This window comes from Ferrimicrobium sp. (assembly GCF_027364955.1).
Lineage (GTDB): Bacteria > Actinomycetota > Acidimicrobiia > Acidimicrobiales > Acidimicrobiaceae > Ferrimicrobium.
Genome location: NZ_DAHXOI010000075.1, coordinates 1 through 940, shown reverse-complemented (window position 1 = coordinate 940; position 940 = coordinate 1). Strand labels below are relative to the sequence as shown.

The window sequence follows — 940 nt, the reverse complement described above, 5'->3', positions numbered from 1 at the left end:
TCAAGCATATCAACACCAATGATTATAAGAAATTCAGTGCAATGTTATTCGCAGAAAACTTATATTCAGATCTTACAGGTGAAAAGGGATCGGTAAGGAGAGTATTGCCACAATCAAAAACACCATTGGAAGCACTTGAGGAGACCTATACCATAGAGACTGGGTTGCAACCAAGTGATTTTGTAAAGAGACAGTTGCAGTATATTCAGAACTCAATAACTCAAATTGCAAAAAAAGCAGGCAGAACTGAAAACAATGTAAACTGGAACGAAGTGGAACTTCATCTCCAGCCCAATCAGGAAATCATGCCGAGAGAATCGATCAATGAAACCATAGAAGATTACAGGGAAATATTTACTCCAACTACTATGAGGGAAGAACTCAGAGATGCCATGGCCATATACAACGATCACAGATATGGGATTATAATCGCATGGTATGGAGGATCAACATTCAATGTTTTCTATAAGCAAAAAGAAATTGGCATGTGGAGTGTCTCATCTCCTCCACGTAATGCTAATGAGGCTGAACAACTCATGAAGACAAGGACAGAAGAAGACCCTAATTTCCCTGAGGATATTGCAAATGATCCGGAAACTTATAACGAATTAATCAGTCTCAAAAGGGGAACAAAAAAACACTAAGTATATCACATAGATATACATTAACTTTTTTCTAAGATCGTGATAAAATTTAAATAATACGGGATTATATATACTTGATAACCTATGTTAAACGGAAGTGTTTTTGGACAAAGGTTCTATGCTGCGAGAAATCCCCCATGGACTGCACACAAGCCCACTATGTCGCTTAGGGCCAATGGACAGATAAAGGGGAAGCTTGGGCATGGAGACCAGAAGTATGTGAGAAAAGCGTTTGCTATGACAGGAATGAAGAATTTCGGACTGCGTGGCTTTACAATGATAAACGGTAAAATGAC

At 38.5% G+C, this 940-nt stretch carries 2 protein-coding genes; both read left to right on the top strand.

Going from position 1 to position 940, the window contains the following annotated elements; genetic code table 11:
* Positions 1–644 (top strand): hypothetical protein (locus tag M7Q83_RS14080; protein WP_298340263.1); only part of this gene is annotated, 644 nt, incomplete at its 5' end.
* A gap of 84 nt (positions 645–728) precedes the next feature.
* Positions 729–940: hypothetical protein (locus M7Q83_RS14075; RefSeq protein ID WP_298340260.1), on the top strand; the 212-nt coding region annotated here is incomplete at its 3' end.